This is a genomic window from Tianweitania aestuarii (assembly GCF_018457165.1).
GTDB classification, from domain to species: Bacteria; Pseudomonadota; Alphaproteobacteria; order Rhizobiales; family Rhizobiaceae; genus Tianweitania; species Tianweitania aestuarii.
Window position 1 is genome coordinate 216,503 of the sequence record NZ_JAFMNX010000002.1, and the last position, 26,132, is coordinate 242,634.

The window sequence follows — 26,132 nt, forward strand, 5'->3', positions numbered from 1 at the left end:
GCGGCCCGACCAGGCGCCTACTCGAAGCCGGAAATCCGCTGCCATTCCGGCCCGAACTGGTTGCGGAACCAGGTCGATTGCCGCCGCGCATATTGTCTTGTCGCGATCTTGGCACGCTCAATCGCATCCGCCAGTGGCATGCGGTCGGCCAGCACTTCGCCAAGCTCGCGCACGCCGATCGCCTTCATCGCAGGCACAGCCGGATCGGGATCGAGCGCAAGCAGCGCGGCCACCTCATCCAGCGCGCCCTCTTCCACCATACGATCGAAGCGCCGATTGATCCGCTCCACCAGCACCGCGCGGTCTGGTTCGATGACCTGGAACGACGCACTCGCCCGATCGATCAAGGCTGGTCTGCTATCCGCCTGCCATTCGGAAATCGACCGACCCGACGTTTCCAGCACTTCGAGCGCCCGCACGATCCGCTGCCCGTCGCCGGGACGCAGCGCGGCAGCCATCTTGGGATCTTCGGCGCGCAGGATGCGATGGAGCTTGTCAGGCCCCTCTTCGTGCAGCTTGTAACGCCAGCGATCGCGAATATGCGGCGGGATCGTCGGCATTTCGGCGAACCCCTCCACCAGAGCACGGAAATAAAGCCCCGTGCCCCCAACGAAAATCAGGGGCCGTTCACCGTCTCGCGCAGCCAGTGCCGCGACATCGCGCAACCACGACCCCGTCGAGAACGCAATTGTCGGCGCAACATGCCCGTAAAGCCGATGCGGCGCTTGGCCGAGATCGGCCTCGCCGGGGCGCGCCGTCACGACCCGCAGCACGTCGTAAACCTGCATGGAGTCGGCGTTGACGATGAGCGCCCCGTTAGCGCGCGCCAGCCGCAGGGCCAGCGCCGACTTGCCGCTGGCAGTCGGCCCCGCTATCAGGGTTGCATTGCGGATCAAGCCTGCCGCCGTCCTCGAACTGTCAGCCGAAACGCTCATGTCCCTCGTCGTCACACTCGTTTGTCATCCCGCGCGCCCAACCCTCACTGCCGAACTTACCGGCCGCGTTGCGGAAGCGATCGGTGCCGGTCCGGCAACCTGGCTTAGCGAAAGCGTCGCCTGCGATCTCACGCCTGCGGCCGACCTCGACAAGCACGCCATCGAACGCCTCGGCCGTGAAGCTCTAGCCGATCACCCCGTCGACATCATAGTGCAGACTGCGGAAAACCGCAGGAAGAAAGTCCTCATCGCCGACATGGATTCGACGATGATCGATCAGGAATGCATCGACGAGCTGGCAGCCGAAGTCGGCTTGAAGGAGCACGTCGCCGCCATCACCGCCCGCGCCATGAACGGCGAGATCGCATTCGAGCCTGCTTTGCGCGAGCGCGTCGCCTTGCTGAAGGGTCTGGAAACCAGCGTCATCGCTAAGGTGATCGACAGCCGCATCCATCTTGCATCCGGCGGCCGAACGCTTGTGGCGACCATGCACGCCAATGGCGCCCACACCGCGCTGATCTCCGGCGGCTTTCTCGATTTCACCAACCCGATTGCCGCAAAGCTTGGCTTCGATGAAAACCGCGCCAACACTCTGCTTTCCGAAGATGGCCGCTTCTCCGGACTGGTCGCCGAGCCGATCCTTGGCCGCGAAGCCAAGGCGCAAGCGCTGCAGGAAATCGTCACGCAACGCGGCGTAACGCTCGACGACGCGCTTGCCGTCGGAGACGGCGCCAACGATCTCGGCATGATCCAGCTCGCCGGCAGCGGCGTCGCCTTGCATGCCAAGCCGACCGTCGCCGAACAGGCATCCATCCGCATCGACCATGGCGACCTCACCGCCCTGCTCTATCTCCAGGGCTACAGCCAATCGGATTTCGTTTCGTGAAACCGCTCCGCACCAGACGCCTGATCCTGCGCAATTGGGAAGATCGCGACCGCGAGCTCTTCCACGAGATCAACTCCGACCCCGAAGTCATGCGCTTCTTTCCCATGCGCCGCGACCGAGACGAGTCGGATGCTGTGATGGATCGCCTAAAATCCGAGATCGATCGCGATGGTTACGGCTTCGCCGCCGTGGAACTCGCGCAGACCGGCGAGACCGTCGGCTTTGTCGGCATCCGCAAAAATCCGAGCATCGTGCATCTGTCACCCGATGCCACTGAAATTGGCTGGCGCCTCAAGCGCAACACCTGGGGCAAAGGCTATGCCACCGAAGCTGCGCGCGAATGGCTGCGCTTCGGATTCGAGGAAGTCGGCCTGGAGGAGATCATCTCCTTCGCCGTCGCATCCAACACCTGGTCGCTGGCGGTCATGGAGCGTATCGGCATGGTGCATGACGAAGCCGGTGACTTCGACCATGACGACGTGCCCGAAACCCACCCGCATCTCAAGCGTCATGCGCTTTATCGGCTGAGCCGCACGGACTGGAAGAAGACAAGGGAAGCAGGCACTTGAGCCCTCTTCCAGACTCGATCTTTGAAGTCGCTAAAGCAGGACGGTAGCGCTTACGCAACCGTCCCAAAAAGCGAAACAGCCCAGCGCCCCATAGGCTTGCTGGGCCTCGGTAAAGCCTGTGAGCCTTACTCGATACGCAACGTCACGAAGCGAAGCTCGCCGGTCTTTGAGGCCAGCATCAGAAGCGCGTTCTTGCGCCCCTGCTCCTTCAGCCTTTGAACACGATCGAGCACATCCTTCGGTGATGACACCGATTCCTGCCCGATCTCGGTGATCACTTCGCCAGGCTCAATGCCCTTCTCGCTCGCAGCCGACCCTTCGGCGACTTCCGTAATCAGGACGCCGGAAACTTCCTTGGCGATCGAAAACGCCTCGCGCTGTTCGTCGGTCAGCTCACCGATCGTCATGCCCAGTGTGGCGGCATTTTCGACTGCGTCCGGCTGTTCCGCTTCGGCTTCCGGTGCGTCGGTGCCCTCGGCAACATCCATTTCTTCGCTGTCTTCCAGCCGGCCCAGGGTTACCTGTACCGTCTGCTCGACACCCTTGCGCACGATCACCACGTCGACCGCCTTGCCCACCGGGCTATCGGCCACGACGCGCGGCAGGTCGCGCATTTCGCGGACTTCCTTGCCATCGAACTTCAGCACCACATCGCCCGGCTGGATCACGCCATTATCGACAGGTCCACCCTTGATGATGCCGGCAACGAGCGCGCCATGCGCGCGGTCCATGTTCAGGCTTTCGGCAATGTCGTCGGTCACCGGCTGGATGCGCACGCCCAGCCATCCGCGCCGCGTTTCACCGAATTCACGGATCTGCGACACAACGCTCGACGCCATCTTGGCCGGAATCGAGAAGCCGATGCCGATCGAGCCGCCCGAGGGCGAGATGATGGCCGTGTTGATGCCGATGACCTCACCGCGCATGTTGAACAGCGGACCGCCCGAATTGCCGCGATTGATGGCGGCATCGGTCTGGATGAAGTCGTCATAGGGGCCGGAATTGATGTCGCGATTGCGCGCCGAGATGATGCCGACCGTCACGGTTCCGCCGAGACCAAACGGGTTGCCGACGGCCATCACCCAGTCGCCGATCCGCATCTGGTCGGAATCGCCGAACTGAACCGATGTTAGCTTGCGCGCCGCCGGATCGACCTTCAACACGGCCAGATCGGTTTTGGTGTCGCGGCCAAGAAGCTCGGCCTTGAGCTTGCCGCCATCGGCAAAGATCACCTCGATCGCGTCGGCATCGGCGATCACATGGTTGTTGGTGACCACGATGCCTTCTTTCGCATCGATCACGAAGCCCGAGCCGAGCGACTGCACGTCGCGCGGCCCCTGGTTCTGGCCTTCGCGGTTCTTGAAGAAGTCGTCGAAGAAGTCCTGGAACGGCGAACCTTCCGGCAGTTCCGGCATCGGAACGGGACCATCCCCTTCCGTCCCCGTCACATGCTGGGAGGTCGAGATGTTCACAACGGCGCCAAGCAGATCTTCGGCAAGATCGGCAACGGAGGCCGGCCCCTGGATCGGCGACGGCTGCGCCGGCTGCCCCTGTGGAACGCTTGGAGCGGGTGCAGCAGGCGGCACGGCGGGCGCTGCCGGCTGCGCGAAAGCTGGTGAAAGGCTGCTGGTGGCGACAAGCGCCACAGCTGTCAGAAGGCGGATGCTGGTCCGTACCCCGGTTGACGTCATGACACTTCTCCGATCACCCGATATCCTGGATCCAGCGCTGGGGATCAGAAGAATCCCGAGCGAAGCAATGGGGTGCATGATTGCGAGAAATGAGGCGCGTTTGCGACCCTCATTTCTCATGCACCCCATAAATCCTGTGTGAAAGGCGTCAGCCCCGGATGACCCAGATCAGCACGACGCCGGCAAGCATGGCGATCAGACCGCCAGCCCGCAGCACCGTATCGGATGTTCCGCGCACCTCCTCGGCGAGGCGGCGCGCGAAAAAGGGAAAGCCGCAATAAACCAGGCCTTCGATCACCAGAACGAGGCCGATTGCGTCCAGAAAATCGTTCACGCGAGCGAACGATTACTGGGCGGCGGGTGCCGGCGAAGCAGGCGCAGGTGCCGCCTCCGCCGGAGCTTCAGGAGCCGAAGCCGGAGCAGACTGAGCCGGAGCAGACTGAGCTGCCGGACCGGACGCAGCCGGAGAGGCCGGGTTAGCTGGCGCCGCACCGTTCCCCATCGGGTTCTGGAAGAACCGGAAGAAGTCCGAATCCGGCGACAGGAGCATGGTCGTGCCCTGGCCGTTCAGCGCCTGATCGTAAGCCGCCATCGAGCGATAGAACTCGAAGAACTGCGGATCGCGGCTGAACGCATCGGCAAAGATCTTCGAGCGTTCGCCCTCGCCTTCACCGCGCAGAATTTCCGATTCCTTCTGCGCTTCGGCCGTGATCTCGACGACCTCACGGTCGGCGCGCGCACGAATACGCTGAGCCGCTTCACGACCGCGCGCCCGCAGACGCTCGGCTTCGGCCAGACGCTCAGCCTTCATGCGTTCATAAGTCTGCTGCGACACTTCCTGGGTCAGATCGGTACGGCGGATGCGGACATCCGTGATCTGAAGACCGAGCGAGGTTGCATCCGGACGAAGCTGGTCGGCGACCTCCTTCATCATGTCGCCGCGCTCTTCCGAAAGCGCTGCCTCGAAGCCGCGCAGACCGTAGACCCGGCGCAAAGCCGCGTCGAAACGCGTGCGCAGGCGCTGTTCAGCCAGCTGCACGCTACCCGAAACCGCCGAACGGAAGGTGCGTGCATCCTGGATGCGATAGGCCACGAAGGCGTCGACCTCGTAGAACTTGCCGCCCGAAACCTGGACACGGATATTGTCGAGGTCGAAGCGCATGATGCGGTCGTCGACCAGTTGCACATTATCGGCATCAAGGAAGCCAAACGGCGCCTTGAAGTAGATGCCCGGCTCAGTTTTCACGTCCACGATCTCGCCGAAGCGCAGAACGATAGCCTGCTGGCGCTCATTCACCACGAAGATCGAGGAATAAAGCAGAAGCGCCAGAACGGCGACGATGATGAGGATTGCGGGAAGACGATTCGTCATCAGTTCGACCCTCCCGTGGCCTGATTATTGTTGTAGGTCGGTTGCGGAGGAGCCTCCTCGGCTGGCCGGTTCTGCAGCTGCGGCAGCGGCAGGTAAGGCACGACGCCCGATCCGTTGCTGCTTGCACCCTGCTCGACGATGACCTTGTTGGAGTTGCGCAGAACGCGTTCCATCGTTTCAAGGAACAAGCGTTGACGGGTCACTTCCGGTGCCAGCGCATACTGGTCATAGACCGAGACGAAGCGCTGCGCCTCACCCTGAGCTTCCTGCACGACACGGTTCTTGTAAGCCGCCGCTTCTTCGCGAAGCTGAGCAGCCTGACCGCGTGCCTGGCCGAGCTTCTGGTTGGAATACTGATTAGATTCTTCCACGAAGCGGTCTTCGTCCTGTTCGGCGCGCTGCACTTCGTCGAACGCATCGGCCACTTCACGCGGCGGTGCTGCGTCTTCGATCGAAATCGCATTCACGTTGATGCCCGCCTGATACTGGTCGAGCGTGCCCTGGATGATCCCGCGAACAGCCTCGGCGATGCCCTGGCGATCGTCACGGAAGATGTCCTGCGCCGGACGACGGCCCACGGCTTCACGCATCGCGCTTTCGGCCACCTGCCGCACCATCTCGTCGGGATCGGCAACCTTGAAGAGATAGGAGATCGGGTCCGAAACCTGGTAGGCCACCGAGAACCGCACATCGACGATGTTCTGGTCGCCTGAAAGCATCAGGCCGGATGAGTTCTGCCCGCCGCGCGCTTCGCCGATGTTGACCAGCTTTTCGGCGATGTTGGCGACTTCCACCGTTTCGATCGGCCACCAATGGAAATGCAGACCAGGCTCGGAGAGTTCGGCCTTCGGCTTGCCGAAGCGCAGTTCGACGGCCACTTCATCGGGTTGCACGGTGTAAACCGACTGAAAGGCCCAGAAAACGAGAACAACGACTGCGATCAGGCCGAACAGCGCAGGGCTGCCGCTGCCCAGACCGCTGCCGCCGCCGGCATTGTTGCCACGGCCACCACCTGGCAGCGCACGACGCAGCCGATCCTGGCCGCGGCGGATGATGTCTTCGAGGTCGGGCGGCGTGCCTTGCGGTCCGCTCGGTCGGTTCGGTCCCTGTCCCCAAGGGCCGCCATTGCCACCGGAGCCGCCATTGTTGTTGCCGCCGCCGCCGTTGTTATTGTTGCCGCCACCCCACGGCCCGCCGCCGCCGTTGCTCTGATTATTCCAGGGCATTCAAGTCCTTTCGAAACGTGCCGTGCTTGCGGGGAATTATTCGCTCCACCACACCCTTAAGCCCTCTATAGGCACCCGCAGCCACGCTTTCAACGCGACCGAACAACCACTTGGAAGAAGGTTAAGCAGTTAAAGCCGTGTGCGACCGCTCAGGGCGAGGCGCGGCGGCGCTCATAGACCACGCAGCGCGTCGGGTATTCGTCCTTGTCGCCTGCCGGCACTTCGAGGCTCGTTGTCTCGACAAAACGTTGCGGATCAATGGGCGGAAAGGTCACATCGCCCTCCACATCCGCCAGAACATGCGTGACCCGTAACCGGTCCGCGATGCCCATCGCCTGTTCGAAAAGCTGCCCACCGCCAATCACGCAGATTTCATCCGCATCCGGCAAGGCTTTCGAGCGCGTTCGCGCCAAAGACAGAGCATCGGCCAGCGAGTGCGCGATCTCGACGCCTTCAGGATGATAGTCGCGATTGTGCGTAACAACGATATTCAGTCGCCCGGGCAAAGGCTTGCCGATGCTTTCATAGGTCAGCCGACCCATCACAATCGGCTTGCCCATCGTATCGGCCTTGAAGCGCTTCAGATCGCTGGACAGGCGCCAGGGCAGTTGCCCGTCGCGGCCCACCACACCATTTTGTGCCACTGCCACAACAAGCGTCACATCCATGCCCGTCTCCCCCTGCAAGGCAGGCACCTTAGCAGCTTGTTTTCAAACGGCTACCTCGGCCGCAATCGCCGGATGCGGATCATAACCGTCGACCACGAAATCCTCGATCGTATAATCGTCAATGTTTGCCGCTTTTCGCGTCAGTCGCATCGTCGGCATGGGACGCGGTTCACGCGACATCTGTTCCTGCGCAGCGTCGAGATGGTTGAGGTAAAGATGCACGTCACCGCCGACCCAGACGAAGTCGCCGAGTTCGAGATCGGCCTGATCCGCCAGCATCAGCATCAGCGCCACGGTGCCGACCCAGTTGAAGGGCGCGCCGAGCAGCAGATCGACCGAACGCTGCATCATCATGCAGGACAGCCGTCCTTTCGAGACGTGAAACTGATAGACCATATGACAGGGCGGCAGCGCCATCTCACCGAGATCGGCCACGTTCCAGGCATGAAACAGCATGCGGCGGCTCGCCGGATTGGTTTTCAGCGTCTCCACCAGCGTGCCGATCTGGTCATGCACGCGCCCGTCCGGTCCCTGCCAGCGCCGCCATTGCTTGCCATAGATCGGTCCAAGCTCGCCCCAGCGCGCCGAAAACGCGTCGTCGGACAGGATGCGGTCTTCGAACGCTTTCTGGCTGATCGTTTCGCCGCTCGCCTCGCGATATTTCGCCAGCGGCCAGTCGCTCCAGATCCGCACGTTCTGCTGCAGCAGGGAGCGCAGGTCGGTGCGGCCGGTCAGGAACCACAGCATTTCCTTGACTGCCGTTTTCCAGAACACCTTCTTGGTGGTCAAGATCGGCACATGCCCGCTCGAGAGATCGAAGCGTAGCATCTCGCCAAACAGCGAGCGTGTGCCGACGCCGGTGCGGTCAAGCCGCTCGTCGCCGCGTTCAAGAACACGGCGCATCAGATCGAGATACAGGTTTTCCGGCGCAAGGAGCGCCTCGGGAGAGCGGTTCAACATGATCCTGCATCTACGCGATTCTGATCGGGCGCGGGAGTATGCATCAAAGGCATCGGGCATCCTCTCAGGACTCTGTGAACGGCGAAACGGAAACTTTGCCCGCAGCCCCTTCGTTTCTTACGCATCAAGGCAGCTAACGCTGCACGCGCGCATGCCCTATATTCCGCTCAGGAAGCGACAGGAGATCCACCATGGTGAACCGGACAAAACTGAACTGGTCGCATGTAACGCCGAAACCCCTTTGGCTGAACCGTCGCGCTCTGATCGCCGGCATCGGCGCCACTGCGCTTGCCTCGCCTGCTCTGGCAAAGATCGCGGCGAAGCCCAGCCAGTTTTCCACCGACGTCGAGCCGAACACGCTCGAAGAAATCACCAACTACAACAACTTCTACGAATTCGGCTGGGACAAGACCGATCCCGCCGCCAATGCAGGTCAACTCACGACCGATCCCTGGTCGGTGACCGTGGATGGCCTCGTGGATCGCCCGGGCACGTATGATCTCGCCGACATCATGAAGGACCGCCCGCTCGAAGAGCGCATCTACCGGTTCCGCTGCGTAGAAGCCTGGGCGATGGTGATCCCCTGGATCGGCTTCGAACTGTCGGGCCTGCTCAACCGCTTCGGCGTGCAACCTTCGGCCAAATATGTTGCCATCCAGACGCTGCTCCGCCCTGAAGAAATGCCCGGCCAGCGCGCCGGCGGTATCAACTGGCCCTATGTCGAAGGCCTGCGTCTTGATGAAGCGATGAACCCGCTCACCATCATGGCCACCGGTCTCTACGGCGAAAACCTGCCGAAGCAGAACGGCGCGCCTCTTCGTCTCGTCGTGCCGTGGAAATACGGCTTCAAGTCGATCAAGAGCATCGTCAAGATCAGCCTTGTCGCCGAACAGCCGCCAACCACCTGGCAGCAGCTGCAGCCAAGCGAGTACGGCTTTTATGCCAATGTGAACCCCGAGGTGAACCATCCGCGCTGGAGCCAGGCGACCGAGCGCAAGATCGGTGGCGGATTCTTTGCCAGCCGTCAGGAAACGCTGAAGTTCAACGGCTATGGCGACGAAGTTGCCGGCATGTATGCCGGCATGGATTTGGCGAAAAACTATTGATGGCCCGCCTCGATGCCTGGCTGAAGCGTGTGCCGAACTGGGCCGTCTGGCTTGCGGGATTTATCCCGCTGGCCTGGCTGATCTGGCTCGTTGTCACCAACGATCTCGGCGTCGATCCGGTGAAGGAGATCGAACACCGCCTGGGCAAGATCGCGCTCTGGTTCCTGGTCGGCGGTCTTGTAATCACCCCGCTGCGCAGTTTCGTTGGGCTCAACCTCATCCGCTATCGCCGCGCGATCGGCCTGCTCGCCTTCATCTATGTGGTCCTGCACCTTATGGCATGGGCCGTGTTCGACATGGGCCTCCTTATGTCGCAGGCGATCAACGACCTCTTTCGCCGCCCCTATCTCATCTTCGGCATCAGCGCCTTTATCCTGCTGATCCCGCTGGCGATCACCTCCAATAAGGCCTCGATCCGCAAGCTCGGAGCCAACTGGCGACGTTTGCACTGGCTGGTTTATCCGGCCGTGTTGCTGGGTGTCGTGCATTATCTCTGGCAGATGAAGGTGATCCGCACCGAAGGCTGGATCTGGCTTGTCGTCGCCCTGTTGCTTCTGGCCACACGCATCAAGTGGCCCGGTTCATCGGCCCGTTCCGCTCCAAAGAAGGGCCCGAGCAAGCGTCAGCAGGCGATCAACGCTGCAAACAAGACTTGAAGCCACCGCCACCCCTTTGCAGCGCCGGATAAACGACCTATATCAGCGCTGTCGGGTTCGCCTGACTATGGAAATAAACGGCCGTTGAAATAAGCCATTCGGACCCGGGGGCGGTACCCGGCGCCTCCACCACGAACCGCTCGTTCTGAGCGGCTGGTGATGGGGGCGAAATAGGATCGACGAGGGTGTAAAGAGCGGACTTTTTCCCGGCATTGTACCACCGTTATCGGGCTATAATAGTAGTTGCAAACGACAACTATGCGGAAGCACGTCTCGCCGCGTAAGCGGTGCGATAGCTTCAAATCAAGCCCTTGGGGTTCGCACTCCTAGGCGGGGTTCGGAGGTACCTGGCAACAGAAACCTCCACTTCTTCCCCTTCAATGACCATCCAATGCACCGCACCTTCCCTCACGTCGAAGGCTGCCCCATATCGTTGTGAGTTTACGTGGCTGCCAAGCTTCTCTAAAGCTACGCCGACGATTCAACTGGACCTGCCTGGCTCCATGGCCGAAGACCACATTCGCTACGATATTCTGGCCCAGGAAGCACTGCGCGGCGTTATGCGCAAAGTGCTGATCGAGGTCGCGCGCACCGGTTTGCCGGGCAACCATCATTTCTTCATCACCTTCCTGACCGGCGCACCCGGCGTGCGGATTTCTTCGCGCCTGAAGGAACGCTATCCCGAGCAGATGACGATCGTGGTCCAGTTCCAGTATTGGGACCTCAAGGTCACCGACACCGGCTTCGAGGTCGGCCTGTCCTTCTCCGACGTGCCGGAAAAGCTGGAAATCCCCTTCGCAGCCGTTCGCGGCTTCTACGACCCGTCCGTCAATTTCGAGCTGGAATTCGACGTGAAGCCGGTTGAACCGGCTGCAGCGCCTGTCGAGCCGACGCCGATGTTGAAGGCCGTCGACAACAATGCGCCTGCCGAGCCAAAGCCCCTGCCCGCCAAGACACCAAAGGCGGACAAAAGCAAGAAACCAGCGGAACCGGCTGCAAGCGAAGCGTCAGAAGAGCAGGCAGAAGACGAAACACCCAAGCCCGGCGCTGACGTCGTCTCGCTCGACGCCTTCCGCAAGAAGTAAGCGCCTTTCATGGGCGACATCGTAAACCTCCGCACCATTCGCAAACAGCGCGATCGTGCGGAGGATGCCCGCAAGGCCGATGAAAATCGCGCCCGCTTTGGCCGCACCAAGGCTGAAAAACAGGCCGAGGCGAAGGCAGGCGAGCGCGCCCAAACACAGCTCGACAACCACCGCCGCGAGACCTGACGCCCGATGAGCGGCGTTTTCAAACGCTCCGTGACCATCGGCGGCCATCGCACGAGCATATCGCTCGAAACCGCCTTCTCCGACGAACTCGAGCGCATCGCAGCCGAACGCGGCGCCAGCATCAGCGCCCTGATCGCCGAGATCGACGCCGCACGCGACCCCGCCACCAACCTGTCCTCGGCCATCCGCTTGTTCGTTCTGGCAGACCTGAAGGCGCGAACCCTCGCGCCTGACAGCGTTGAATAACCCGCGCAATCTTTGCGGAGCGATCGGCTTCAGTTCTGCAACTCAGGTGCGACCTGACCGAAGTTGAAGCAGGCCACCAGCAGAACACCGCCCAGCGTGTTACCGAGCAGCGTCGGTACGAAGAACCGAAAAGCGTAATCGCTCATCGTGGCCTCGCCGATATGAACGAGGTAGGACGCTTCGACCGATCCGGCGATGATATGGGCGAGATGCGCCACTGCCACCACATAGGTGACGATGATGATGACGAACGGCTTGGAATCACCCGAAGCCGGCATCAACCACACCATTAGGGCGATCAGCCACCCTGCAAGCACCGCCTTCAGGAACATCGCGCCGAACGGCGATTGCATGGTGGACCGGGAAAACTCGGCGATCGCCGCCTTTATCTCCGCATCAAACAGCGGCGTATGAGCCAGCACGGCGGAAAAGATCCAGGTCGCCACGATGTTGGACGCAAGCACGATACCCCACAAGCGCAGCACCAGCCGCAACCGATGCCAGCTGGGTTCATGCAAGAGCGGCAACACTGGCGTCAGCGTGTTTTCCGTAAAAAGCTGTTGGCGGCCAAGCACGACGATCAGGAAGCCAATCGTATAGCCGAGCGCAGTGAGCAGATGCTCCCACGGTGCGTCGGGCAGAGCCGTCATGAGAACGGCCGGCACAACAACCGAAAAGCCAATCGACAGCCCAGCGGCCAGTCCCGACATCATCAAGGCAAAGGCACTGCGCTCCAGTTCACGCTCGCCTTCGGCGCGAATGGTCTCATGGATCAACGCCGCACTTGGCCGGCTTTGCTTGTCGACAGCTTCGACCTCTTCTTCATTGAGGTCCCCCACCTCGGAAGCGGGGCTCAAACGATTTTCTGGCGCGTCTGCGGTCATGAAGCGGCTTTCTGCATGCGCGACGCAGCTGGCCGCGTTCCTCAACCTTTTCGATCAAACTTCGATCCCATTCCGGTCAGGTAATCCTTCGCACCACCAAGCCGGAGAACGAGTCTGCCAAGCTGAGGGCTAGACCTCGATCTGCCGGACCTGAACATGCCGGGCACGCCCCGCACCCAACCCTGCCGTGATCGCACCCGCGCCGATCAACACGATCAGCCAGGCGCAGGCCACGAAGCTGCCGGTCCAGCTATGGATCAACCCCACCAGCAGCGGCCCGAGCGATGCGATCACATACCCCCCACCCTGCGCCATTCCCGACAGATACGATGCCACCCGTGCATCGGGCGAACGCAGCATGATCATCGTCATGGCGACCGCGATCAGCCCACCCTGCCCGATCCCCTGCACCACGGCCAGGATCCACACCATCCACAAGGGCGCAAAGATGAAGCCGAGCAGAGGCAACATCGCACAGCTGATCAGAACGGTGTTGATCGCCCTTTGATCGCGGCAGCGAATGGCGATCGAAGGAATGACGAGACAGGCCGCGACCTGCACCATCACATCGGTCGAAACCACCAGTCCGGCCGTTGCGGCATCCAGCCCGCGTTCGCGCAAGATCGGGGAAAGCCAGCCGAACACGATATAGGCGAAGGCCGATTGTAGCCCCATGAACACCGTGACCTGCCACGCCAGCGGATCACGCCAAAGCCCCTCCACGCAGTGCTTCTTGTGCGAATGTGCGGCATTGAGCCGGACCGTTTGCGGCGCCCATAAACAGGCGACAAGAAGAGCCGGCAGCGCCCAGATCGCCAAAGCGATCTGCCAGCTTCCCCACGCATGTTCCACAGGCACGGTGATCCCTGCGGCAGCCGACGCACCGGCACACAGCGCCATCGTGTATAGCCCCGTCATCATCGCGGCTCGATCGGGAAAGTCGCGCTTCACGAGGCCCGGCAGAAGCACGTTGCCCGTCGCAATCGCGGCACCCGCCAGCACCGTGCCGAAAAACAGGATCGGCGTATAGCCCGTGCCGCGAAGACCGGTACCAACAGCCAGAAACAAGAGAACCGCCAGCAACACACGCTCGGCACCAAACCGTTGCGCGAGCCTTGGTGCCATCGGCGCAAACAGGCCGAGGCAAACAACCGGCAAGGTGGTCAACACACTCGCGCTCGTCGTGGAAAGCCCGGCCCCTTCCACCACTTCAGGCAGGATCGACGAAAGGCTGGAGAAAACCGGCCGCAGATTGGCTGCGATCAGAACAAGGCTCAGCCCGAGAAGAAAGCGCGCGGCGGTTGAGCGCACCGGCGTGACAAGCGGCGCGGGCGCATCATCGGCTTGCGCATCGATCAGCGTGATCTCGCTCGCGTCCAAAGATGCAGCTGGTGAAGAAGAAGGCTGGGTCATGCCGGAGCCAAGCCACGAAACGCCCGCGCCTTCAACCGCTTTCGATTGGCACAGCCGTTACGCAGGCGCAGCGCCTCCAAGCTAGCCGCTACTTGCATAAAGCAAAACGCCGCCGGCGCTGAATTGCGCCGGCGGCGGAAAGAACCGAAGCCTGACCGGCTCAGGCCTCCGCAGCAGTGATCTTGTAAGAGAAGGCCTTGGCATCCAGCTCGTCGAAGCGCTGCGACGCGTCGGCCATGCCTTGCGGATACATCAGGAAAGGCACGCTCGCAGCCGAAGCCGCACCCGGCAGCGCCACATCGCGTGCGCTGTTGAAGGCGACCCAGTTGCCTTCCCAGTTGCCGAACAAGGCTGCGTCAACCGGAGCGACCAGCGGATCGCGGCGATCGCGGATCCATTCCTTCGTTTCTGCGCGCATGACCTTCAACACGTCGGCCGGATCCATCGCGACCCAGCCATAGCCTTCGAGCCAGGCTTCGGCGCGGCAATGCTGTGCGCCCGTCACATCGGCGGTGTTCGCGCCAAGCTGCTTGTAGCCGAACGCCGACGGCGCAACGCGCACGCCGTAGACGTCACGCGCCGGAACGCCCGACGCGCGCGCCATCGCAACGAACAGGCCGTTCAGATCGGCGCATTTGCCGCCCGGCGCAGCATTGGCCAGCAGCGCGGTGAGATCGCCCGAGCCGCAGCCCGGCGTATCGAGGTTGCGATAACAGGACGCAACGATCCAGTTATAGATCGCCTGCACCTTCTCGACATCGGTGTTCGCACCTGCCGTCGCCTTCGCAGCAATGTCGCCAACTACGCCATCGATCGGCGCAAGGCTGCTGCCCTTCAGCGCCGCCTCAAGCACGGCCGGATCTTCGCGCACATCGCTCTTCTTCGACCAGTCGATCGTGCGGTTGCGCGTTTCAACCCGCGTGGTGAGCACAACCATGCGGTCTGTCTGGCCGGCATCAAACCGCGCATGCAGCATGGTCGCGCCCGAGGTGGGATCGGTGACGAACTCGGCCTGCGCCGCATTGCCGGTCCAGTTCGTGTCCAGCGTGCGCTGCCAAGCGGTATCGACGGATGGCACCGGCAGCCAGACGGAGGTCGCACCGGCTGTGTCGGGCGGCGTGACGGTGGTGGACAGGTTGAAGGCGCGCCAGTCGGATGCAGCCGGCGCATAAACACGGTCCGGCTGTGCCGCCGCGAAAGCGAAACGCGGCATAACGGCCATCGCGCCAACGGCAAGTCCGAACTGAAGCACTTTGCGGCGCGATACCAAGGTCATGACACTCTCCTGATACAGACGGTCGAACAAGCGCGTCCGGGCGCTCCAACTCAACCGGGATTTGTGATTCCTCATACCGTTTTGCATGCGCAAGCGCCAGACGGTTCGTGGCCCTCAGCCGCCCGGCTGATTCTCGAAAACACCCGGCAGCGTACCCCCGGCACCCGGGGCGGACGGCGGCTGCAGCGGTTGAAGCCCCTGCGCATCCGGGATCTCCGTCGGCATCTGGAAAGGTGCCGGAAAATCCGTCGGCGGTGTGCGCGGGGTCGAAACAGAGTTCTGAGGCTCCGGCTGCGTGCGACGTTCCTCCCGCGCGCGTGCCGCTTCTTCAGCACGCTCGGTCTCGCGCCGTGCTGCCTCGGCTGCGGCTTGTTCTGCCCGCTCCGCTTCCTGTTGCGCGGCTTCGGCTGCCCGCCGTCGTTCGTCTTCCTGCCGCACGCGTTCAGCCTCCGCGGCTTCTTCGCGTGCCGTTTGCAGCGCTTCGTAATAGCGAACTTCACGCCGCAAGCGCTGTTGTTCCAGAAGCTGCGCCTGCATGGCCTCCACCCGCGCCTGCTCGATCTCGAGCGCGCGCTGCGTCAGGAACTGCGCGAGAGCGGTCGTGTCATAGCTGACCTCAGGCTCTTCCAGCGATCCGCCGATGTTCAGCGCCACAGTCGGCTCGGAACCGGCGAGCGCATTGTCACCGGCCTCGTAAGCCACGGTCGCGCGTCCATTCAGCGTGTTCTGTCCGGCATCGAGCGCCAGTTCAGTTGAAAGCGTCGCCTCCTCCGCCGCGAACTGCGTCAGCGGCATGCGCAGCGTACCGTTGGCAATGCTGAACGCGACATCGGCATTACCGGCCTGCATCCGCCCCTGCCCGAGGATCGCCGGCGCGAAAGCTTGCACGGCCTTGTCATCCACGGTGCGGCCGATCGTGTCGGCTTGCGCAATGAGCGCCGGAAGCGCGTTCGGGTTCAACCCCTCGATCGTAACATCGCGCAGCTTGGCCGTTCCCGAACCGGACAGCGCAGCCACCACGCCATCCACCGACTTGCCGCTGCCGCTGACCGTCACGCCGAAGTCCCCGCGTCCACTCAAGGCAGACTGGCCGGTGAGTGCGGGAATATCCGCATCGTTCAAAGCAAGCTGCGCTGAAAACAACGCGCTGCCGACGCTGTTTTGAAGGCTGGCCAACCCGCTCAAGCGCCCGCCGGCATAGTTGGCGGCAAGATCGCTGATCCGCAGACCTTCGTCGTCCAGCTTCAGGTTCATCGCGGCATTCGTGAACAGAACGCCCGCGCCCACTTCCAGCTCGCCGGTCGCCAGGCGCATGTCGAGCGTCAGCGGCAGCGTGCTCGTTGTCGCAAACGGCGTCTGCGGCCAGCTGCGATCAACCGTGGTCGCCACGCTGTCGCCGCCAAGCAGCATCGCTGCGGCTTGCGCAAGATCCACATCGCCAACCGACAGATTGCCGGTGATATGCGGCCGGCTATTACGCAGCTCGGCCGTCACATTGCCTTCGACATCGTCGTGGTTCCACGAACCTTCCACGCTCGTCGTCAGCTTCCCGGCTTCGAGCGACAGCGAGCCTGCCAGACCCACCGGTGTACCAAACCCCATGCCCGGCATGCCGAGACCGGCCGTCATCAGCCATGGCTCGATATCGCCGGCCGAAAGCCGCGCTTCACCCTGCGCCCGCGGCTCGGCCTCGCCAAATGAGACGGAACCATCAAAACCGGCATCGATGTCTTCGCCACGCAGCGCAAAGGCGGTGCGCAGGCCATTTCCAAGCGAACCATCGAGCGACAAACTGGCTTCAGCGCGATCAAGCAGCCCGAGCGGCAGCGCGGTGACGCCGCTCAGCGCCAGCAAAGCTGCGCCATCATCATTGGCCGCATCGAGCGAGATCGTCATGGCCATGTCGGGCAGCGGCCTGGAAAGATCCGCCGTGCTGGCCGTCAGCTGCAGGCTGGTGCCGCCGCTCGTGCCCCGCGCGCTCAGCGCCAGACCGCGCGGCTGCGCTTCCGAGCCTTCGGCGCTAGCAGCACTCGCGACCACGTCGATCTGCGTGTCAGCAAACAGACCGGGATACGCCACGGCACGATCGTTCAGCGCCTGCAGCGCCGTTATCGCGGGATAGCGACCAGCCAGCTGATTGATCAGCGGCGCGAGATCGGTGGCGACCAGCGAAGCATCGATATCGCCCGTCGGCACACCGCCGAGATTGTCGACGCTGCCTGTTGCGCTGATGCTCGTTCCTGCCAGGCCGCCGATTGCCAGACGGTCGATTTCCAGCCGCTCGCCGCGCAGCCGCAAGGCCGTGTCCAGCGTTTCCGCCACCAGCCCCGATGCGCGAACGGGTCCCGCCTTGATCTGGAAGTCGAGGTCATGATCCGCCAGCCGCGTTTGCCCCTCATCGCTCACGAAGATCGAGGCGAAAGCCGCCAGCCCTTCGACATCCAGCGCATCGCCATCGAGCTTCACATTCATGGAAGGCCGCGCATTGCCCGTTTGCGCGCGCGCGATCTCGCCCTTGAAGCGGGCATCGCCGAGCTGCAATTCGAGATCGCGCAGCTCCTGCCGACCCCGGCTAGTCTCGACCGTCGCATCGAAGCCCGCAGCAGGCAGCACCCGGATCGCTTCGTCGACATCCCGCGACAGCCAGGCCGCGAAGCCGGAGGGCTGCGCCACCGCAAGAAGCAAGCGGCCGCTGAAGCCGAAATCATCGCCGGCGCGCAACAGCCCACTGCCTTCCAAACGCGTTCTTCCCGGCAGGCTCGCCGCAAACGTGTCGAGCTGCCAGCCCTGCGGCGCCGGTTGCGCCGAAAGCCTGACATCGCGGATCGTCGTATCGCCGGCAACCACCGCTGGCAGGTTCACTTCAACCGTGCCGGGAATGGTCGGACGCGGCAAGGCACTCACCACGCGCTCCAGCGCAGTCAGCCTCTGTTCCAGCGTCACGCCTTTAGCATCAGCGCCGGCAACGGTTTCATCGAACCGCACCTGCGCGCCATCGGCACGAATAACAAAGCGCGGCGCGGCTCCAAAGGAGATTTCCGCCGTGCCATCTGCCGTATAGGGGCTTTCGATCGGGCCGGTCTCGAACCGCGCCTCGTTCAGCGCCAGCCGCTCGCTCGACAGGTCGAACGCGCCCGAAACCCGGTAATCGGGCACAGGCGGCGGTGCCGCAGGCTCGCCCTCGCGCGGCTTGGGCGGCATCGCATTGCTCGCCGTCAGCCGCAGCGCGCCGGCATAATTGGGCTTGCGATCGGCAAATCGCAGCGTGCCGTCGAGATCAACCGCGATCGGATAAGCGTCCGGACCGCCTGCAATCCGCAACCGCATGCCACCCGTTTCATCCACCGCACCGGTGCTGATGCTGAGCGTCGATGGGAGACCATCGAGCTTCATGGTGCCATCCATGCGCCAGGGGCCCGCCAGCGTGCGCGCCGACAGGCTGGCATCCAGATCCGTCACGCTGTGCGTCAGCCCACTCGGCCCATGCACGAGATCGATCTTGCCGTCGGTGATGGTCAGCGCTTCCACGGAAATCTGGTGCGGATCGAACGGCGTCGATGACGGCACCGCCCAGTCGATCGTCCCGTTCTGGTCCACGGCGACCCGCAGATGCGGGCGCACCAACCGCATGTCGAAGATCCGAAACTCGCCCGACATCAGCGGCGCGAGCTCGGCATCCATAGAGAATGTTTCCGCCGTCATGGCGGTTTCGCCGGGCCGCGTGCCCGCCACATGCACGTCGGAAAAGGTCACGGACGGGAACGGAAGAAGCCGCGCGCTGGCATCGCCTTCCACCGTCACCTGCCGCCCCAGGATCTTGCTCGCTTCGGCCTCGAACTGCGCCCGGTAGTTCGTCCAGTCGATGAAATACGGACCGATCAGCGCTGTTGTCAGCACAAGAACGATCAAGCTTCCAACGATGACGAACAAACGGGCCAGAATACCTGCTCCAAGGCTCATACCGGCGCGAACCGGCTTTGCTTCATTCAGTGTAAAGGCTTAAGCGCCCGGCTTGAAGCGCTCAAGCCAGGCGATCCCGTTCTTTCCCGCGTTGAATCGCTTTAACAGCTTAAGCCGTTAAGATCTTGCCGGGATTCATGATGTTGAGCGGATCGATGGCCGCCTTGATCGCCTTCATGACGTCCACGGCGCCGCCAAGCTCTTCGCGCAGATAGGCCATCTTGCCCTGCCCGATTCCGTGCTCGCCGGTGATCGTTCCGTCCATGGCGATCGCGCGCCGCGCCAGCCGCTCGATGAAGCCTTCCGCACGCTCGATCTCGTCCGGATCGTTCATGTCGATCAGAACCAGCGTGTGGAAATTGCCATCACCGGCATGACCCACGATCGGCGCGATCAAACCGGTTTCGGCGATGTCCTTCTCGGTTTCTGCGATGCAGTCCGCCAAGCGCGAAATCGGCACGCAGGCATCGGTCGACAGCGCCTTCTTCTCCGGCGCCAGCGCTTCGGCGGCATGATAAGCGTTGTGCCGCGCCTTCCAAAGCTTGGCACGTTCTTCCGCAACCTTGGTCCAGCGGAACGGTCCGCCGTTCAGCTCGCTTGCGATCTCGCCGAACAATTCCGCCTGCTCGGCCACGCCCGTTTCCGAACCGTGGAACTCCAGGAACAAACAGGGCTGCTCGGGATAATCCGACTTGTTGTAGCGGTTGATCGCTTCCATCTGCAGCGCGTTGACGATCTCGATGCGCGCGACAGGAATGCCCATCTGCACCGTCATGATCACCGCCTGACAAGCCGCATCGAGGCTCGGGAACGTGCAGATGCCGCCCGAAATCGCCTGCGGAATGCCGTAAAGCTTGAGCGTGATCGCAGTGATGACCCCGAGCGTCCCTTCCGAGCCCACCATCAGCCGCGTCAGATCATAGCCCGTGCTGCTCTTCTTGGCGCGCTTGGCGGTCTTGATGATCGAGCCATCCGGCATCACCACTTCAAGCGCCAGAACATTGTCGCGCATCGTGCCATAGCGCACCGCATTGGTGCCGGAAGCGCGCGTCGCCGCCATGCCGCCGAGCGTCGCGTTGGCGCCCGGATCGATCGGGAAAAACAGGCCGGTGTCGCGCAGATGGACGTTCAGCTCCTCGCGCGTCAGACCCGGCTGGATCGTCACGTCGAGATCGTCGGCATCGATCGCGATCACCTTGTTCATGCGCGCCATGTCCAGGCAGATACCGCCCGCCGGCGCATTCACCTGGCCTTCAAGCGAAGAGCCCACGCCGAACGGGATCACCGGCACGCGGTTGGCCGCGCACAGCTTCACGATCTCGCTGACCTCTTCCGTTGTTTCGGGCCATACAACCGCATCCGGCGCCTGGGTCGGAATATAGGTCGTGGTATGCCCGTGCTGTTCGCGAAAACTCTGGCCGGTCTGCACCCGACCGCCGAAGCGTTCCTTCAGCGCAGAAACGACAACTGCAATCCCGTCTTCGTTGCGCGCTGCTGCAACCGCATCCTTCAACGCCATGACACTCTCCCGATCGTCTTCAAACCCGCGACGCAGCGACGGGCTCTTTCATCATGCGCCTTCTATCGTTTATCCCGGACGGACGCACCGATTTTTCCTGAGGTCATATGAGGAGATTGCCCATGAACTCGACAAAGCCCCTGCCCGCTCCCTTCACATCCACGCCGCTCGATATTCAGAAGGACTGGATCGACTACAACGGCCACCTCAACATGGCCTATTACAATGTCCTGTTCGATCGCGGCCTCGATCAGGCCTGGGACGTGCTCGGCATCGGCGCGACCTATGCGGCGACGCGCAAGCTCACCACCTACACGGCGGAAGTCCACATCTGTTATGTCCGCGAACTTCATCTCGGCGCGCAGGTCATCGTTTCGACGCAGGTGCTCGATGCCGACGAGAAGCGCCTCCACGTGTTCCAGGAAATTCACCACGTCGATGGCTGGCTTGCCGCGACATCGGAAAGCCTGACGCTGCATGTCGACATGGCCGGCCCCAAGGTCACGCCCTTCCCCGCCGACATCAAGGCCAACATCGACGCCATGCTTGCCGCCCATGCCGAACTCCCCCAGCCGGACCGCGCCGGCCGCAAGATCGGCATCATCAGAAAATCCTGAGCTGGTTTGATCTGGATCAAGTCCGGTCGGCGCGGTGTCTCCTAGAACGGTTCCCACACAAGGAGCACCAAGCCATGCCAACCGAAACCTACATCACGCTTGCAGCCGTTCTCGCAGTCTTCCTGTTCTTCGCCAGCGTCACCATCTTCTGCGACCTGTCGTCTAAGGAACACTGACGCCCTTAGCCGTAGTCGTAAGGCCCGCCCTTCTTGAGCGCACGTTTATAGGCTGGCCGCGACTGGATCTTGGTCAGCCAGGCGATCGTCTTCGGTCGGCTGCGATCAAGCCCGGCCCGGGCGCGTGCCGCTTCCAGCGGAAAGCTCATCATGATGTCGGCGGCCGAAAGCTCGTCGCCGGCAAACCACTGCCGCTGCTTCAACGCGCTTTCCACGAAATCCAGATGCACGTCGATCATCGGCTGGATCCGCTTCATCGCGATCCGCCCCATGATCGGGATCTTGCTCAGAACCAGCTTCAAAAGAAGCGGCGGCATCAGCGAACCTTCCGCATAATGCAGGAAGGTCCGATACCGCAGCGCGCCATCGATATCATCGGGCGGCCCAAGGCGTCCGCCGGATTTGGCCACCAGATATTCCACGATCGCCCCGCTTTCGGCGATCACCCGACCCTCATCCTCGATCACCGGCGCCTTGCCCAGCGGATGCACCTGCTTCAACTCCGGCGGCGCCATCATGCTCGGCAACCGCTCGTAGCGCTTGATCTCATAAGGCAGACCCAGTTCCTCCAGCATCCACAGCACACGCTGCGAACGGGAGTTGTTGAGGTGGTGAAAGATGATCATCTTGTGTCCGCCTGCGCCATTGGAGAGGTCATGGGCTTCTAGATAAGCCATTCTCCGCAACCGCCAACCTGCGCGCCATCAGCGCTATGCAGCGACCGACACTTTGATTACTAGCCATGCCGATGATCCCTGGGGTGCAGCATGGTCGACGTCGGCTGGATTGCGTATGTTAGCCTGACTACTGGCTTCGGCGTTGCGATTGCGGCCGCTCTCATGGTGAGGTCGGAGCCCTCACCCGCCGGCAGGATCGGCTGTATCGATGGATTGCGAGGCTACCTCGCTTTTTCCGTTGTTGCCCACCATTATCTGATCGGCTGGAACTACGTCATTTCAGGCGAATGGGTCGCACCATCCAACCCGCTCCTTGCCAATCTTGGCCCGGCCGCGGTGTCCGTATTCTTCATGATCACCGGATTGCTTTTCTATCTGCGTATCGACCGCGCAGAGGTCGGGTGGCTGAAGCTTTATGTCGGACGCATCTTCCGCATTGCGCCGCTATGGTTCACCGCGGTTGCAGCGGTTGTTCTCGTGTCCCTTGCACGAACCGGCTGGAACGGTGACGCGAGCATTCTTGCGCCCATCCTGAACTGGATCTTCCTTTGGGGCTTTCCCGATATAGGCGGCTACAGTTCTTCGATTGTAATCGCCGGCGTCGCCTGGACGCTGCGCTACGAAGCGCTGTTCTACATTCTTCTGCCGCTTCTCGCGCTTGGCGTCAGCGTCCTGCCGCGGCATCCGCTCGTCCGCATGCCCGCCTTCATGGCCATCGCAGCGCTGAGCAGTACACTGCCCGCCTATTCGTTTGCCGGCTTCATCATCAACTTCGCTGCACCGTTCTTCTGGGGAATGGCGACAGCAGAAGCGCTGAAACTTCCGAGATTCTGTGCTCTCTTGCGATTGGGTCCAGCCTCGCTGCTTGGCGCGCTCTGCCTCACGGCTGCCTTGCTTATCCCGCGGCCTGCCTACGCGGCCTGGGCCTATGCTCCGCTCTTTTGCTTCTTCCTGACTGTGGCGGCAGGAAACACGTATAGGGGCTTGCTGACGGCACGGCCGTCTCTCGTTCTCGGCGATGTGAGTTATAGCATCTACCTGATGCAAGGCATCATCATTCACGCCCTTATGGTGATCGGTTTTCCTGACACCTTCTCCACCTCGGGCACACTGGGTTGGGCAGCACTTCCTCCAACCTTCTTTGTCTTGGCTGTGACTTCGTTGGTCACATACAGATGGATCGAGCGCCCCGGCATTGCCCTTGGACGAGCATTGACGCGGCAACCGAAAAAGAAGGTCGGTGCCTCAAAATCGGAAGCCGTTGTCGATCGAGAAATCGACAGAGCCGGGATCTAGAGAACCGCCGGAACCCTCTTCATCGTCGCGACTGGCTCATCCGGCGCAGCGAGGTTTCAACCCCGCCCCACCTCCACCACCGCATCCGCAAACACCTCCGGCGCTTCCTGCGGAAAATTGTGGCCGACGCCCGGCACGATGGCGCGGCGGTAGCGGCCGGTGAAATGTCGGGCACCCTTGTCGTCTGACTGGAGCGGGTGGACACCGTCGTCGGCGCCATCCAGCACCACGGTCGGCACGGTGATGTCAGGCTGGTCGGCTAGCCGCTGTTCCAGAGCGTCCAGATCCCCATCGCCGGCAGCCACGCCGAAGCGATGGCGATAGGAGTGGATCACCACGTCCACGAAGTCCGGATTGTCGAAGGCCTCCGCGCTTTGGTCGAACATCGCCTGATCGAAGTTCCAGGTCGGTGACCACAGTTTCCAGATGAACTGCGTCAGCTCCCGCCGGTTGCGCGAAAGCCCCTCTACCCCGCGTTCGGTGTGGAAGTAATATTGATACCAGTAGCGAAACTCGGCGTCCGGATCGGCAGGGTGTTTGGCGCCGGCGATGTCCTGAATGTTGTAGCCGCCATTGCAGCTCACCAGCCCGACCACCCGCTCCGGCCACAAGGCGGCAACGATGCAGGCGGCACGCCCGCCCCAGTCGTAACCGCCAAGCACCGCCCGTTCGATGCCGAGCGCATCCATGAACGCCAGAAGATCGTTGCCGAGCGCCGCCTGCTGGCCCGATCGCAGCGTGTCGGACGACAGGAACCGCGTTGCGCCATAGCCCCTGAGATAAGGCACGACGCAACGCCACCCCTGTCCGCTCAGCCGCTCAGCCACTGCATCAAAGGCATGCACGTCATAAGGAAAGCCGTGCAACAGGATCGCGACCGGCCCATCCGCCGGCCCGCTTTCCAGATAGGCCACACTCAGCGCGCCGGCTTCGATCGTCTTCATGATGGCTCCTGCAAGATCTCAGCGGGTCACGAACCAGTTGTTCAAAGCCTCGCCTGTCACCGGATCGGTCTCCGGCAGCCCGACCTGCGCGATCGCTTCGTCGATCACGTCATCGCCGAGATCGCCGGCATGGTTGATGTCGCCGCTTTGTCCCGGCGGATAGCCACCCGCCATGCGAAAATCGGTTGAAGCACTGACACGCTTGTGTCCGACGCCCGCCGGCACGATGCACACATCGCCGACCTCGATCTTGGCCGTGATGCCGGTCTCGCCGCCAAAGCCGATCACCGCATGACCGGACACGCAGGCCAGCACTTCATGGCCTTGCGTGTGAAAATGCCAGAACGGGTAAACCGTATAAACCCAGGTGCCGCTCCAGCCATTGGCTTCAAACAAGCGGCACGCGGCTTCGCCGTTCCGCGCATCTTCGGGAAGCCTGTTCTTCCACAGCACGAACGGAAGATCGCTGTTGGGGATGCCGCGTTGGCGATCCCTGGCGAAAGTGTGGGTTAAAGCCTGGTCGCTCACTCTGTGTTCTCCTGCCGCATCCGGATCTGTTTCCGATCTCCGCCGGATAATCAGGACTGATGAAGCCTCCCAATTGAGCAATGAACATTGCTTCATGCGGTTCCACAAGGCTGGAGATCGTTGTGTCCGAGCGTTCGTCTCGCTAAACACGGGTTCATCCAGTTGAGGCGCAATGCAGAACTTCGTTACCGATACCGTGCTCAAGCGCGACGTCTTTTCCGAGACGCATAAGGGCCATCTCACCGACGACCCCGAAACCTCGGTGATCCGCCGCATCGTGTCCGCCGCCCCTTGGTGGTCGAAGCCGCTTGCCTGGACGCTCGCGCGCCGCGAAATTCGCGCGCTGAAGGCGGTGCGCGGCCTGCCCGGCACACCGCAGCTCCTGGCCACCGATAAGGATGGTCTGTTTCGGACTTGGAGCGAAGGCACGCCGCTGCACCTGGCGCGTCCGAGCCATGCCGCTTTTTATCGCGACGCCGCCCTTCTTCTGCGCAACATGCGCCGGGCCGGCATCACGCATAATGATCTCGCCAAGCCGCAGAATTGGCTGATGACGCCGGATGGCAACGCTGCCGTAATCGATTTTCAGTTGGCATCCCTGCATCGCCGGCGTGGATCCCTGTTCCACACCATGGCCTATGAGGATTTCCGCCATCTCCTGAAGCAGAAGCGCGCCTTTGCGCCGCATCTCCTCACCCCTACCGGCAAACGCCTGCTGGCCCGCCGCTCGCTGCCGTCGCGGATCTGGATGGCCACGGGCAAGCGCGTTTATAATCTCGTGACCCGCGGCATCTTCAACTGGTCGGACGGCGAAGGCACCGGCGACCGAATCGACAACGAAGGCGCGACCATTCGTGATTCGCTGAGTGCACTGCCGGGCGTCACCGATGTTGCGCTCGCCACCTACCCGTTTCCGCGCAAGGGCACCGGCATCTATGCCTTCGTGGAAGCCGGAGTCGAGCTCGACCCACAGCGCGTCGAGCGCCACGGCACCTCGGCCGATCTCGTGCAGCAGGTCGACCGGCTGCCGCGCGACGAGGAGGGCAATGTTCGCACCGACCTTCTCCAGCTGATCGCCATGAACCGCATGCAGGAGCTGGAAGAGCGCACCGCGTCGGACCCGTTCCTGCGCAAGCTCACCTCTGAAATTTCCGCCGGCCGCCTCAACATGACCGACCGTCGCATCGCCAGCCAGGAGCCCAATTCCGACGCAAGCCAGAACTAAGCGCGAACGGATTGTCTGGCACTTTAGTCTC

At 62.4% G+C, this 26,132-nt stretch carries 25 protein-coding genes and 1 other RNA gene; 11 read left to right on the forward strand and 15 right to left on the reverse strand.

Features of this window, described 5'->3' with window-relative positions:
• Window positions 1-17 precede the first annotated feature (17 nt).
• Window positions 18-935 carry a tRNA (adenosine(37)-N6)-dimethylallyltransferase MiaA gene (gene miaA / locus JYU29_RS09245; RefSeq protein ID WP_213984520.1) on the reverse strand — a complete coding sequence of 306 codons (918 nt, stop codon included), beginning with the start codon at window positions 933-935 and terminating at the stop codon, window positions 18-20.
• Between miaA and serB the strand changes: the two genes are divergently transcribed.
• Window positions 934-1,821, forward strand: a complete 888-nt coding sequence (serB, locus tag JYU29_RS09250; RefSeq protein WP_213984521.1) for a phosphoserine phosphatase SerB — start codon at window positions 934-936, stop codon at window positions 1,819-1,821. The genes miaA and serB overlap by 2 nt on opposite strands.
• Window positions 1,818-2,390, forward strand: coding sequence for a GNAT family N-acetyltransferase (locus JYU29_RS09255; protein ID WP_213984522.1), 573 nt, complete (start codon window positions 1,818-1,820; stop codon window positions 2,388-2,390). Before serB ends, JYU29_RS09255 begins: the two co-directional genes overlap by 4 nt.
• Before the next feature lie 125 nt (window positions 2,391-2,515).
• Here the strand turns inward: JYU29_RS09255 and JYU29_RS09260 are convergent, their stop codons facing one another.
• From JYU29_RS09260 to JYU29_RS09285, 6 genes are all read right to left on the reverse strand, one after another.
• The gene (locus JYU29_RS09260; RefSeq protein ID WP_213984523.1) at window positions 2,516-4,081 is read right to left on the reverse strand and encodes a DegQ family serine endoprotease; all 1,566 of its coding nucleotides are present in this window, start codon (window positions 4,079-4,081) and stop codon (window positions 2,516-2,518) included.
• Between the two features lie 148 nt (window positions 4,082-4,229).
• Window positions 4,230-4,415, reverse strand: coding sequence for a DUF2065 domain-containing protein (locus JYU29_RS09265; RefSeq protein WP_213984524.1), 186 nt, complete (start codon window positions 4,413-4,415; stop codon window positions 4,230-4,232).
• A 12-nt stretch (window positions 4,416-4,427) separates the two neighbouring features.
• Complete coding sequence (gene hflC, locus JYU29_RS09270) at window positions 4,428-5,453, reverse strand: protease modulator HflC (RefSeq protein WP_213984525.1); 1,026 nt, start codon at window positions 5,451-5,453, stop codon at window positions 4,428-4,430.
• The gene (gene hflK / locus JYU29_RS09275) at window positions 5,453-6,679 is read right to left on the reverse strand and encodes an FtsH protease activity modulator HflK (RefSeq protein WP_213984526.1); all 1,227 of its coding nucleotides are present in this window, start codon (window positions 6,677-6,679) and stop codon (window positions 5,453-5,455) included. The genes hflC and hflK overlap by 1 nt, the downstream gene beginning before the upstream one ends.
• Before the next feature lie 149 nt (window positions 6,680-6,828).
• Window positions 6,829-7,347: a dihydrofolate reductase gene (locus tag JYU29_RS09280; protein WP_213984527.1), complete on the reverse strand. Its 519-nt coding sequence runs from the start codon at window positions 7,345-7,347 to the stop codon at window positions 6,829-6,831.
• Between the two features lie 42 nt (window positions 7,348-7,389).
• Window positions 7,390-8,307: a thymidylate synthase gene (locus tag JYU29_RS09285; protein WP_213984528.1), complete on the reverse strand. Its 918-nt coding sequence runs from the start codon at window positions 8,305-8,307 to the stop codon at window positions 7,390-7,392.
• A gap of 191 nt (window positions 8,308-8,498) precedes the next feature.
• Here JYU29_RS09285 and msrP point away from each other — a divergent pair, with 191 nt between their 5' ends.
• From msrP to JYU29_RS09315, 6 genes are all read left to right on the forward strand, one after another.
• A complete protein-coding gene (gene msrP / locus JYU29_RS09290) occupies window positions 8,499-9,413 on the forward strand; it encodes a protein-methionine-sulfoxide reductase catalytic subunit MsrP (protein ID WP_213984529.1) in 915 nt (304 codons plus the stop codon).
• Window positions 9,413-10,069 (forward strand): protein-methionine-sulfoxide reductase heme-binding subunit MsrQ, encoded by a 657-nt coding sequence (gene msrQ, locus JYU29_RS09295; RefSeq protein WP_213984530.1) that lies wholly within the window; start codon window positions 9,413-9,415, stop codon window positions 10,067-10,069. The genes msrP and msrQ overlap by 1 nt, the downstream gene beginning before the upstream one ends.
• Before the next feature lie 11 nt (window positions 10,070-10,080).
• Window positions 10,081-10,437, forward strand: a transfer-messenger RNA (tmRNA) gene (ssrA, locus tag JYU29_RS09300).
• 135 nt (window positions 10,438-10,572) lie between these two features.
• Window positions 10,573-11,154 (forward strand): SspB family protein, encoded by a 582-nt coding sequence (locus JYU29_RS09305; RefSeq protein ID WP_213984531.1) that lies wholly within the window; start codon window positions 10,573-10,575, stop codon window positions 11,152-11,154.
• Between the two features lie 9 nt (window positions 11,155-11,163).
• Window positions 11,164-11,340, forward strand: a complete 177-nt coding sequence (locus JYU29_RS09310) for a DUF4169 family protein (protein ID WP_213984532.1) — start codon at window positions 11,164-11,166, stop codon at window positions 11,338-11,340.
• Window positions 11,341-11,346: 6 nt separating this feature from the next.
• Window positions 11,347-11,586, forward strand: a complete 240-nt coding sequence (locus tag JYU29_RS09315; protein WP_213984533.1) for a ribbon-helix-helix domain-containing protein — start codon at window positions 11,347-11,349, stop codon at window positions 11,584-11,586.
• A gap of 29 nt (window positions 11,587-11,615) precedes the next feature.
• Here JYU29_RS09315 and JYU29_RS09320 read toward each other — a convergent pair whose 3' ends face one another.
• From JYU29_RS09320 to JYU29_RS09340, 5 genes are all read right to left on the reverse strand, one after another.
• On the reverse strand, window positions 11,616-12,470 hold the full coding sequence (locus JYU29_RS09320; RefSeq protein ID WP_213984534.1) for a formate/nitrite transporter family protein: 855 nt from the start codon (window positions 12,468-12,470) through the stop codon (window positions 11,616-11,618).
• Between the two features lie 129 nt (window positions 12,471-12,599).
• On the reverse strand, window positions 12,600-13,883 hold the full coding sequence (locus JYU29_RS09325) for a CynX/NimT family MFS transporter (RefSeq protein WP_213984535.1): 1,284 nt from the start codon (window positions 13,881-13,883) through the stop codon (window positions 12,600-12,602).
• Between the two features lie 160 nt (window positions 13,884-14,043).
• The gene (locus JYU29_RS09330) at window positions 14,044-15,159 is read right to left on the reverse strand and encodes a transglutaminase-like domain-containing protein (protein WP_213984536.1); all 1,116 of its coding nucleotides are present in this window, start codon (window positions 15,157-15,159) and stop codon (window positions 14,044-14,046) included.
• Between the two features lie 114 nt (window positions 15,160-15,273).
• The gene (locus JYU29_RS09335; protein WP_213984537.1) at window positions 15,274-19,119 is read right to left on the reverse strand and encodes an AsmA family protein; all 3,846 of its coding nucleotides are present in this window, start codon (window positions 19,117-19,119) and stop codon (window positions 15,274-15,276) included.
• A 109-nt stretch (window positions 19,120-19,228) separates the two neighbouring features.
• Complete coding sequence (locus JYU29_RS09340) at window positions 19,229-20,638, reverse strand: FAD-binding oxidoreductase (protein WP_213984538.1); 1,410 nt, start codon at window positions 20,636-20,638, stop codon at window positions 19,229-19,231.
• 122 nt (window positions 20,639-20,760) lie between these two features.
• On the opposite strand from JYU29_RS09340, the gene JYU29_RS09345 reads away from it, so the two are divergent.
• The gene (locus JYU29_RS09345) at window positions 20,761-21,255 is read left to right on the forward strand and encodes a thioesterase family protein (RefSeq protein WP_213984539.1); all 495 of its coding nucleotides are present in this window, start codon (window positions 20,761-20,763) and stop codon (window positions 21,253-21,255) included.
• 181 nt (window positions 21,256-21,436) lie between these two features.
• Here JYU29_RS09345 and JYU29_RS09350 read toward each other — a convergent pair whose 3' ends face one another.
• A complete protein-coding gene (locus JYU29_RS09350; protein ID WP_213985014.1) occupies window positions 21,437-22,057 on the reverse strand; it encodes a glutathione S-transferase family protein in 621 nt (206 codons plus the stop codon).
• A gap of 141 nt (window positions 22,058-22,198) precedes the next feature.
• Here JYU29_RS09350 and JYU29_RS09355 point away from each other — a divergent pair, with 141 nt between their 5' ends.
• On the forward strand, window positions 22,199-23,404 hold the full coding sequence (locus JYU29_RS09355; protein ID WP_213984540.1) for an acyltransferase family protein: 1,206 nt from the start codon (window positions 22,199-22,201) through the stop codon (window positions 23,402-23,404).
• Window positions 23,405-23,460: 56 nt separating this feature from the next.
• Here JYU29_RS09355 and JYU29_RS09360 read toward each other — a convergent pair whose 3' ends face one another.
• Window positions 23,461-24,348: an alpha/beta fold hydrolase gene (locus JYU29_RS09360; RefSeq protein WP_213984541.1), complete on the reverse strand. Its 888-nt coding sequence runs from the start codon at window positions 24,346-24,348 to the stop codon at window positions 23,461-23,463.
• A gap of 18 nt (window positions 24,349-24,366) precedes the next feature.
• The gene (locus JYU29_RS09365; RefSeq protein ID WP_213984542.1) at window positions 24,367-24,876 is read right to left on the reverse strand and encodes a hypothetical protein; all 510 of its coding nucleotides are present in this window, start codon (window positions 24,874-24,876) and stop codon (window positions 24,367-24,369) included.
• A gap of 172 nt (window positions 24,877-25,048) precedes the next feature.
• Between JYU29_RS09365 and JYU29_RS09370 the strand changes: the two genes are divergently transcribed.
• On the forward strand, window positions 25,049-26,101 hold the full coding sequence (locus JYU29_RS09370) for a serine/threonine protein kinase (RefSeq protein ID WP_213984543.1): 1,053 nt from the start codon (window positions 25,049-25,051) through the stop codon (window positions 26,099-26,101).
• Window positions 26,102-26,132 lie beyond the last annotated feature (31 nt).

Bases quoted from the DNA above. Each gene is read 5' to 3' on its own strand.
- serB (WP_213984521.1), top strand. From the start codon at position 934: ATGTCCCTCGTCGTCACACTCGTTTGTCATCCCGCGCGCCCAACCCTC.
- miaA (WP_213984520.1), bottom strand. From the start codon at position 935: ATGAGCGTTTCGGCTGACAGTTCGAGGACGGCGGCAGGCTTGATCCGC.
- JYU29_RS09260 (WP_213984523.1), bottom strand. From the start codon at position 4,081: ATGACGTCAACCGGGGTACGGACCAGCATCCGCCTTCTGACAGCTGTG.
- hflC (WP_213984525.1), bottom strand. From the start codon at position 5,453: ATGACGAATCGTCTTCCCGCAATCCTCATCATCGTCGCCGTTCTGGCG.
- hflK (WP_213984526.1), bottom strand. From the start codon at position 6,679: ATGCCCTGGAATAATCAGAGCAACGGCGGCGGCGGGCCGTGGGGTGGC.
- JYU29_RS09280 (WP_213984527.1), bottom strand. From the start codon at position 7,347: ATGGATGTGACGCTTGTTGTGGCAGTGGCACAAAATGGTGTGGTGGGC.
- JYU29_RS09285 (WP_213984528.1), bottom strand. From the start codon at position 8,307: ATGTTGAACCGCTCTCCCGAGGCGCTCCTTGCGCCGGAAAACCTGTAT.
- msrP (WP_213984529.1), top strand. From the start codon at position 8,499: ATGGTGAACCGGACAAAACTGAACTGGTCGCATGTAACGCCGAAACCC.
- msrQ (WP_213984530.1), top strand. From the start codon at position 9,413: ATGGCCCGCCTCGATGCCTGGCTGAAGCGTGTGCCGAACTGGGCCGTC.
- JYU29_RS09305 (WP_213984531.1), top strand. From the start codon at position 10,573: ATGGCCGAAGACCACATTCGCTACGATATTCTGGCCCAGGAAGCACTG.
- JYU29_RS09310 (WP_213984532.1), top strand. From the start codon at position 11,164: ATGGGCGACATCGTAAACCTCCGCACCATTCGCAAACAGCGCGATCGT.
- JYU29_RS09315 (WP_213984533.1), top strand. From the start codon at position 11,347: ATGAGCGGCGTTTTCAAACGCTCCGTGACCATCGGCGGCCATCGCACG.
- JYU29_RS09320 (WP_213984534.1), bottom strand. From the start codon at position 12,470: ATGACCGCAGACGCGCCAGAAAATCGTTTGAGCCCCGCTTCCGAGGTG.
- JYU29_RS09325 (WP_213984535.1), bottom strand. From the start codon at position 13,883: ATGACCCAGCCTTCTTCTTCACCAGCTGCATCTTTGGACGCGAGCGAG.
- JYU29_RS09330 (WP_213984536.1), bottom strand. From the start codon at position 15,159: ATGACCTTGGTATCGCGCCGCAAAGTGCTTCAGTTCGGACTTGCCGTT.
- JYU29_RS09335 (WP_213984537.1), bottom strand. From the start codon at position 19,119: ATGAGCCTTGGAGCAGGTATTCTGGCCCGTTTGTTCGTCATCGTTGGA.
- JYU29_RS09340 (WP_213984538.1), bottom strand. From the start codon at position 20,638: ATGGCGTTGAAGGATGCGGTTGCAGCAGCGCGCAACGAAGACGGGATT.
- JYU29_RS09345 (WP_213984539.1), top strand. From the start codon at position 20,761: ATGAACTCGACAAAGCCCCTGCCCGCTCCCTTCACATCCACGCCGCTC.
- JYU29_RS09350 (WP_213985014.1), bottom strand. From the start codon at position 22,057: ATGATCATCTTTCACCACCTCAACAACTCCCGTTCGCAGCGTGTGCTG.
- JYU29_RS09355 (WP_213984540.1), top strand. From the start codon at position 22,199: ATGGTCGACGTCGGCTGGATTGCGTATGTTAGCCTGACTACTGGCTTC.
- JYU29_RS09360 (WP_213984541.1), bottom strand. From the start codon at position 24,348: ATGAAGACGATCGAAGCCGGCGCGCTGAGTGTGGCCTATCTGGAAAGC.
- JYU29_RS09370 (WP_213984543.1), top strand. From the start codon at position 25,049: ATGCAGAACTTCGTTACCGATACCGTGCTCAAGCGCGACGTCTTTTCC.